Source organism: Pedobacter sp., from assembly GCF_035566355.1.
Lineage (GTDB): Bacteria > Bacteroidota > Bacteroidia > Sphingobacteriales > Sphingobacteriaceae > Pedobacter.
In genome coordinates this window covers 1-5,350 of sequence record NZ_DATMRL010000098.1, presented here as the reverse complement: position 1 = coordinate 5,350, position 5,350 = coordinate 1, and the positions used below count along the sequence as shown (strand labels likewise).

The following is a 5,350-nucleotide window of genomic DNA, read 5'->3' as shown; positions in this document are numbered from 1 at the left end:
AAATTGCTCAGACGACAATATGAAGTAATCTTGTTCATAGTCAACAGGCAAATTTTCAATAGGAATTGTATTGTGGTATTCAAGATCGGATATCAACCAGTTCATCTCTTTTATATCATCAATTATAGGACTTAGTATGATATTTAAGTGAGTGTGAAACTCTATTTTATCGCTATCTCGTATGATCCAGTTCATTGTGTTTGTCTTGAATTATTTTAAAAATCTAAACGCAGGCTTATAAAAGACGTTTTTGCCATTATAACTCCTTATACTGTTAACAACAATAAGTACTCCATTCATCAAATAAAGAACAGGGACCATAAATAGCAATAATTCCACTCCACTGAAATTAAGCAAAGAAATATTTGGAAACGGGATTTCTATTTCGAATATCTTACTGAAGATAACAAATGCATACCCTAAAAATAATGTCAAGCACCATGAAATTTGAAAGTTCAACAGTCGCTTTCCTATCTCGTTTGTGTTTCTAATTTTGTCTTTCTTTAAAATCCAAATGGCAAGAGGAATGATTATCCCCAATAAAGGAAAGGCAATGAAACTCAATGCAGAAATGTTTAGACAAGCTAAAAACTTGTTGTCTTCTTGTTCCGTCCAGTCTATCAATTCATCAGGAGTAACTTGAAGCGCATTCGCTATCCGTTTCAGTGTATCGCCTCTCGGCTCAGTTTCACCACCTTCAATTCTTTGAACTGTTCTCAGGTTAATTTGAGCGGTTTCAGCTAACTGTTCCTGGCTAAATCCTTTACGGATACGTAGCTCTTTAATTTTCTGCGCTAATTCTTTGTTTTTCATTAGTATATTTTTTTTAGAGGTTATGAAGCTATCATGTGCTATCCGATTTTATTCATATCGGCTTGTATGCTGCACATCATGGTTTCATTTGTTTTACCTATAATGGTTTCAGAATACAACTATTTGCACCGTAAAGGTATGTCTAAACGCTGTTTTTTCTTTGCGACTTGTTTACGGCATATTTACGACATTCATGTCTGAGGGGGTTAAATAAGGATAAGTGATGATTGGACATCTTATAAATGTGGTTTAATGCAGTCCTTTAAATTGAGAAAATTTTTGCTTTAGCAGGTGACTTAGATCTCCATTACTTTTTTGATGATGGTTCTGTATCCTGGATATGAATGATCTCTGCTTCACCAATAAGGCGTGCTCCCTCATGTATCCACCATTTACGCCCTATATTCAGATATTTCTCAATTGGCTGTTGGATTAGGAATCTGACGAGTACAGATCTCGTTTCGCCCGGTTCAATTGTCGGTTGGTCATCAAAAACAATGTCACCAATAAAGGTTCGAAGAAAATCCCCGTCTTCATTGTATTCAAATACATGATTGGGTCTGTATCCGCTGATAAAGCCCGATTTCCGTCCCCCTTCTTCCGATGTTTTAAGTCTAACCTCTGCTCTTATAAGTATAAGATCTGATAACTTATGCTCATATTCTAAATCCCGAATGCTTGCTAAGGTATACTTATCGTAGGCCATTACATCAAATACTTTAGAATATCCCTGGTCAAGCCAACGTTTGTAAATAAGGTTGCCGTTCATATATAAATACAACTCGTTATCTTGTATCTTTTTTAAAATAGCCATAGTTTAATATTTACCCTGAACCCATCTCTGGTAACTCAATTCAAATTTAACCTCACCATTAGGATAATTGCCAACTATGGTCCAACCCTGAAGATGATAGAACCGCTCTGCACGTGTATTCGGTGCTGTACCCAATTCAACATTGTCTTTGGTTTGTTCAAAATACCAATCCATCATCAGTCTATGCAGTTCCTTTCCAATCCCTTTTTCCGCAAACTCCGGATCTACGAACAATGCCCAAACACTCTTTTCCCTTAGGTCAATAATGGAGAAACCCACCACTTTGCCCTCTATCTCACAAACCCAGCCCTTTCCTTTTTCGGAAATGTAGAAGATCACATCTTTATCAGGAACAAGATCCGGATTGCTCAGCGTATTCTCTTTCACCAAATGCCTCACCACTTGCATCTGTTTAACATCAGAAATTTCCGCAACTCTAAAAATCATATTTACGAACTTATAAACTTTAACAAATAGCTGTGAGCATTTCAGATTGATATTTTGCTATCAATATATTATGATGTATATGTATTTCTAAACTCGTCAAAACTCTTATAAAACTCCACCTGAGGATAACCCTTCACCTCCTTCGACCCCCTCCAGGTCAAATGCACCACCGCAAACTCCCTGCTGTCATCCTCTTTCCTGGTCACAAACAGCACATCATGACTTCTCTGATCAAAGCCCAAGGCCGACAACTCAAAACCCACTAAATCATGTTCGTTTGGCCAGAGGCTATAAAAACCAAAAAACGATCTGTAAACACCCACCTCTTTTTTTACCTCCTTTTCATAGGCCAGTTTTTCCTCAATGGAAACCGGTTCCCAAGGCTCCTCAAGAAAAGGCCTCGGTTCCTTCTCCAGAAAGAAATCCTCCAATACATGCCTGTCTACCCCCGCGATATCAATTCTTTTTGCCTCATCTAAAACCTCCTTTACATCATGAATAGTAAACCCGCCGGCAGCAAAAAGAAAATAACCATTTTCCAACTGAACACTCAGCTTCAATGCCTCCCATTGATCATAATCAGGCTTGCCTGCCGACCAAAATTTCCAAACCGCTTTTTGAACATACTTGTAGTAAGCATCTGTTGGTAAAAAATCACCATACAGCCCGCCCATACTTTCATCACCCACATGCAGTTCTGTAGATCCTATGCATCGTTCACATGAGAATATTTTGGCTTTCATCTGGAGTCTGGTTAATTATCCCTAAATATAATAGGTTTTGGAGAAATTGACTAGGCTATTGAAGAAGTTCATAAACCTGGTTTCCTTTAAAATAATTATCCCGATATTGTAATAGTAAACTAACGCATACACTCATGGCACTAAAACTTATACAAAGAGGAAGCAGCGGGCCAGCTGTAAAAGACTGGCAATTCTTTCTGTCCGGTCAAAACCTCTATTCCGATATTGCCGATGGAATATTCGGCCAGCATACTTATGATGGCACCGTCGCATTTCAAAAGCTAAGCGGCATTAAAGTAGATGGAATAGTAGGAAATAATACCTACGGAGCCGCCATGCTCAAAGGCTTCAATAAAGTCCAGGACGATCGCGATATAAAAGAAAGCGCCAACTGGCCGCCAAAACCAAATTTCCCTTCCGTAAACAGCAATTCCATCAGGCAACAAATGTTCGGAAAAATGGAGTACATTTCCCAACCCCAGCCAGATAATCCCGAACACATCAAAATCACCAATAACTGGGCACAGAATATCGTCACTGTAAGTATTCCACAACTAAAGGGCATACTCAAAAGACCAGAAGTTCAATTCCATAAAGCAGCAAAAGATCAGCTTATTGCCCTTTGGGCGAGGTGGGAGCGAGACGGAATGCTCGACGTGGTTAAATCATGGGAGGGATCCTACGAGCCACGCTTCGAAAGAAACAGCAGAACCGTGCTCAGCAACCATGCCTTTGGCACCGCCTTCGACATCAACGAAAAATGGAACAAATTCCATACACTCCCCGCACTGGTCGGCAATACAGGAAGTGTGCGAGAACTTGTTCCAGCCGCTAATGAACTCGGATTCTATTGGGGAGGTCACTTCAGCAGACCAGATGGCATGCATTTTGAAATTGCAAAATTGTTATAGTCACCAAAAAATCAACCATGAAAAACTTAATCATTTTTTTAGCTTTGATATGCCTTCACTTCAGCAGCTACAGTCAAAAGAAAAAAGCACGGCCCATTCCACTTCCGCCACTCAAAGAGAGTATCGTAGAATTTTCCAGGGATACACTTTCGCTGCGGCAGTATGCATTACCGATTTTATTCCAATGGAAAATGAATGCAGATACCACCCTTAAACCCAATACCGTTTTTAAAGAATTGATTAAGCTGACTTACGGGCAAACCGAAATTAATGGTGAATATAGCCTTGAGCCATTAACACTAAAAAAATCAAAGCCGGGCAAAGCTGTTCCGGAAATCAATATTCCTAAAAAGATCACCAGGGTTGGTTACTACGATGCGGAAATTTCAAATGGCGTTGTCATACTCAAGGGAGAGAGAACCCTGTCGTTAAAAATTTTCTACAACAAAAATATGCAAGTGAGCTATTTGAAGGATTTAGCTAGTGGAGCAATATATAAGCATATTCCGTCAGAAGAGCATCCAGTTACCGTTCGTGGTCATTAAGAATGGCTAATCTTGCAGATCGTTTTTATGAGCCATGATATAGTTAAATATCAAAGCATCCAGATCTTCCTTATAGGTTAACACCTGTACGTTTGTATCCATTTTATAAGTGTAAAGGCCCTTTTCTATGTCTTTCCATTTTGGAACAGCCTTGTCTGCAATTTCTAAAAGCAGTTTTAGTCTGGCTGGCCTGTTGGAAGGAATGATTCCTCCTGGCCATTGCTTTAAGGAAAATTTAAAGGCGGCAAGTGTTTCAGTTGCTCCAATTTCTGCAAGTAAGGCTGCGGTTTGAGGGTAAAAACCTCCATTATATTTAAAATAAAACGTTGCGAAACCACTATTTTGAATATCAGCACGATATAATGCCCTTGAATTTAAAAGAATCATCAGCTTTTTTTCCATAGCATTGAGCTGTTCAAGATTGTCGCCATTGATTACCTTATCGTCTAATTTTTCCTGAAGCGCCTGAAGCATCTCAACAGAATCTAACTTTAGAATTTCAGCATACGTTGTTTTACCATACCTTGAAGAGGTTCCGTATTGAATGCCTGCCCGGTAGAAAAAATCCTTTATCAAGCTGATTTTTTGGCCACAAAAGGTACCCTCAATTACTTTTTTTGAGGAAGCTTTAGTACGGTGACACTCAAAACATATTTCAATAAATTCAAAAGCTTTTCCTGCTGCGTCCAGAAATAAAATACCATTTCTAGGTTCATAACATTTGTAATTTGATTCTATGCGGAATATGGGCCTGATATGAGGATTGTAACCAATATTATATAAAATCTTGGTCAATTCATTAGTTTCATCAGCGCCGAGAACATGACTTTCCAGCACTTTTGAATAATCAATAATTTTCTTTTGAACTGGAATGAACCCATCCTCTTTAAAAGAAATTAGTTTAATGCTCCTGGCCTTGTTGAACGGATAAATCGCTAATCGCTGGGATGGACTGTATGTATTGGTATTAAAACACTCATCTGCGAGCTCAATGATGAATTCTTCCTTCGGTGTCGGTTCTTTAAAACCTGGAGTTTGTCCTGTGGTTCTGCCTGCAAACAGTAATAATGTGATCAA

Annotated in this window: 8 protein-coding genes; 2 read left to right on the top strand and 6 right to left on the bottom strand. The window is 38.8% G+C overall.

Going from position 1 to position 5,350, the window contains the following annotated elements; all coding sequences use genetic code 11:
* The 5 genes from VNZ46_RS03845 to VNZ46_RS03825 form a co-directional block, all read right to left on the bottom strand.
* Positions 1-195 (bottom strand): hypothetical protein (locus VNZ46_RS03845; RefSeq protein WP_325558779.1); only part of this gene is annotated, 195 nt, incomplete at its 3' end.
* A gap of 15 nt (positions 196-210) precedes the next feature.
* Positions 211-813, bottom strand: a complete 603-nt coding sequence (locus tag VNZ46_RS03840; RefSeq protein ID WP_325558778.1) for a helix-turn-helix domain-containing protein — start codon at positions 811-813, stop codon at positions 211-213.
* A gap of 307 nt (positions 814-1,120) precedes the next feature.
* Positions 1,121-1,582: a hypothetical protein gene (locus tag VNZ46_RS03835; protein WP_325558777.1), complete on the bottom strand. Its 462-nt coding sequence runs from the start codon at positions 1,580-1,582 to the stop codon at positions 1,121-1,123.
* 48 nt (positions 1,583-1,630) lie between these two features.
* The gene (locus VNZ46_RS03830) at positions 1,631-2,074 is read right to left on the bottom strand and encodes a GNAT family N-acetyltransferase (protein WP_325558775.1); all 444 of its coding nucleotides are present in this window, start codon (positions 2,072-2,074) and stop codon (positions 1,631-1,633) included.
* Positions 2,075-2,142: 68 nt separating this feature from the next.
* The gene (locus tag VNZ46_RS03825; RefSeq protein WP_325558774.1) at positions 2,143-2,817 is read right to left on the bottom strand and encodes a hypothetical protein; all 675 of its coding nucleotides are present in this window, start codon (positions 2,815-2,817) and stop codon (positions 2,143-2,145) included.
* Positions 2,818-2,951: 134 nt separating this feature from the next.
* Here VNZ46_RS03825 and VNZ46_RS03820 point away from each other — a divergent pair, with 134 nt between their 5' ends.
* Positions 2,952-3,728, top strand: a complete 777-nt coding sequence (locus tag VNZ46_RS03820; protein WP_108554807.1) for a M15 family metallopeptidase — start codon at positions 2,952-2,954, stop codon at positions 3,726-3,728.
* Between the two features lie 17 nt (positions 3,729-3,745).
* On the top strand, positions 3,746-4,273 hold the full coding sequence (locus VNZ46_RS03815) for a hypothetical protein (RefSeq protein ID WP_108554808.1): 528 nt from the start codon (positions 3,746-3,748) through the stop codon (positions 4,271-4,273).
* A 6-nt stretch (positions 4,274-4,279) separates the two neighbouring features.
* On the opposite strand, the gene VNZ46_RS03810 is transcribed toward VNZ46_RS03815, so the two are convergent.
* Positions 4,280-5,350 (bottom strand): DMP19 family protein (locus tag VNZ46_RS03810; protein WP_325558772.1); only part of this gene is annotated, 1,071 nt, incomplete at its 5' end.

Excerpts from the sequence above, each read along its gene's own strand:
- VNZ46_RS03840 (WP_325558778.1), bottom strand. The coding sequence starts at position 813 with ATGAAAAACAAAGAATTAGCGCAGAAAATTAAAGAGCTACGTATCCGT.
- VNZ46_RS03835 (WP_325558777.1), bottom strand. The coding sequence starts at position 1,582 with ATGAACGGCAACCTTATTTACAAACGTTGGCTTGACCAGGGATATTCT.
- VNZ46_RS03830 (WP_325558775.1), bottom strand. The coding sequence starts at position 2,074 with ATGATTTTTAGAGTTGCGGAAATTTCTGATGTTAAACAGATGCAAGTG.
- VNZ46_RS03825 (WP_325558774.1), bottom strand. The coding sequence starts at position 2,817 with ATGAAAGCCAAAATATTCTCATGTGAACGATGCATAGGATCTACAGAA.
- VNZ46_RS03820 (WP_108554807.1), top strand. The coding sequence starts at position 2,952 with ATGGCACTAAAACTTATACAAAGAGGAAGCAGCGGGCCAGCTGTAAAA.
- VNZ46_RS03815 (WP_108554808.1), top strand. The coding sequence starts at position 3,746 with ATGAAAAACTTAATCATTTTTTTAGCTTTGATATGCCTTCACTTCAGC.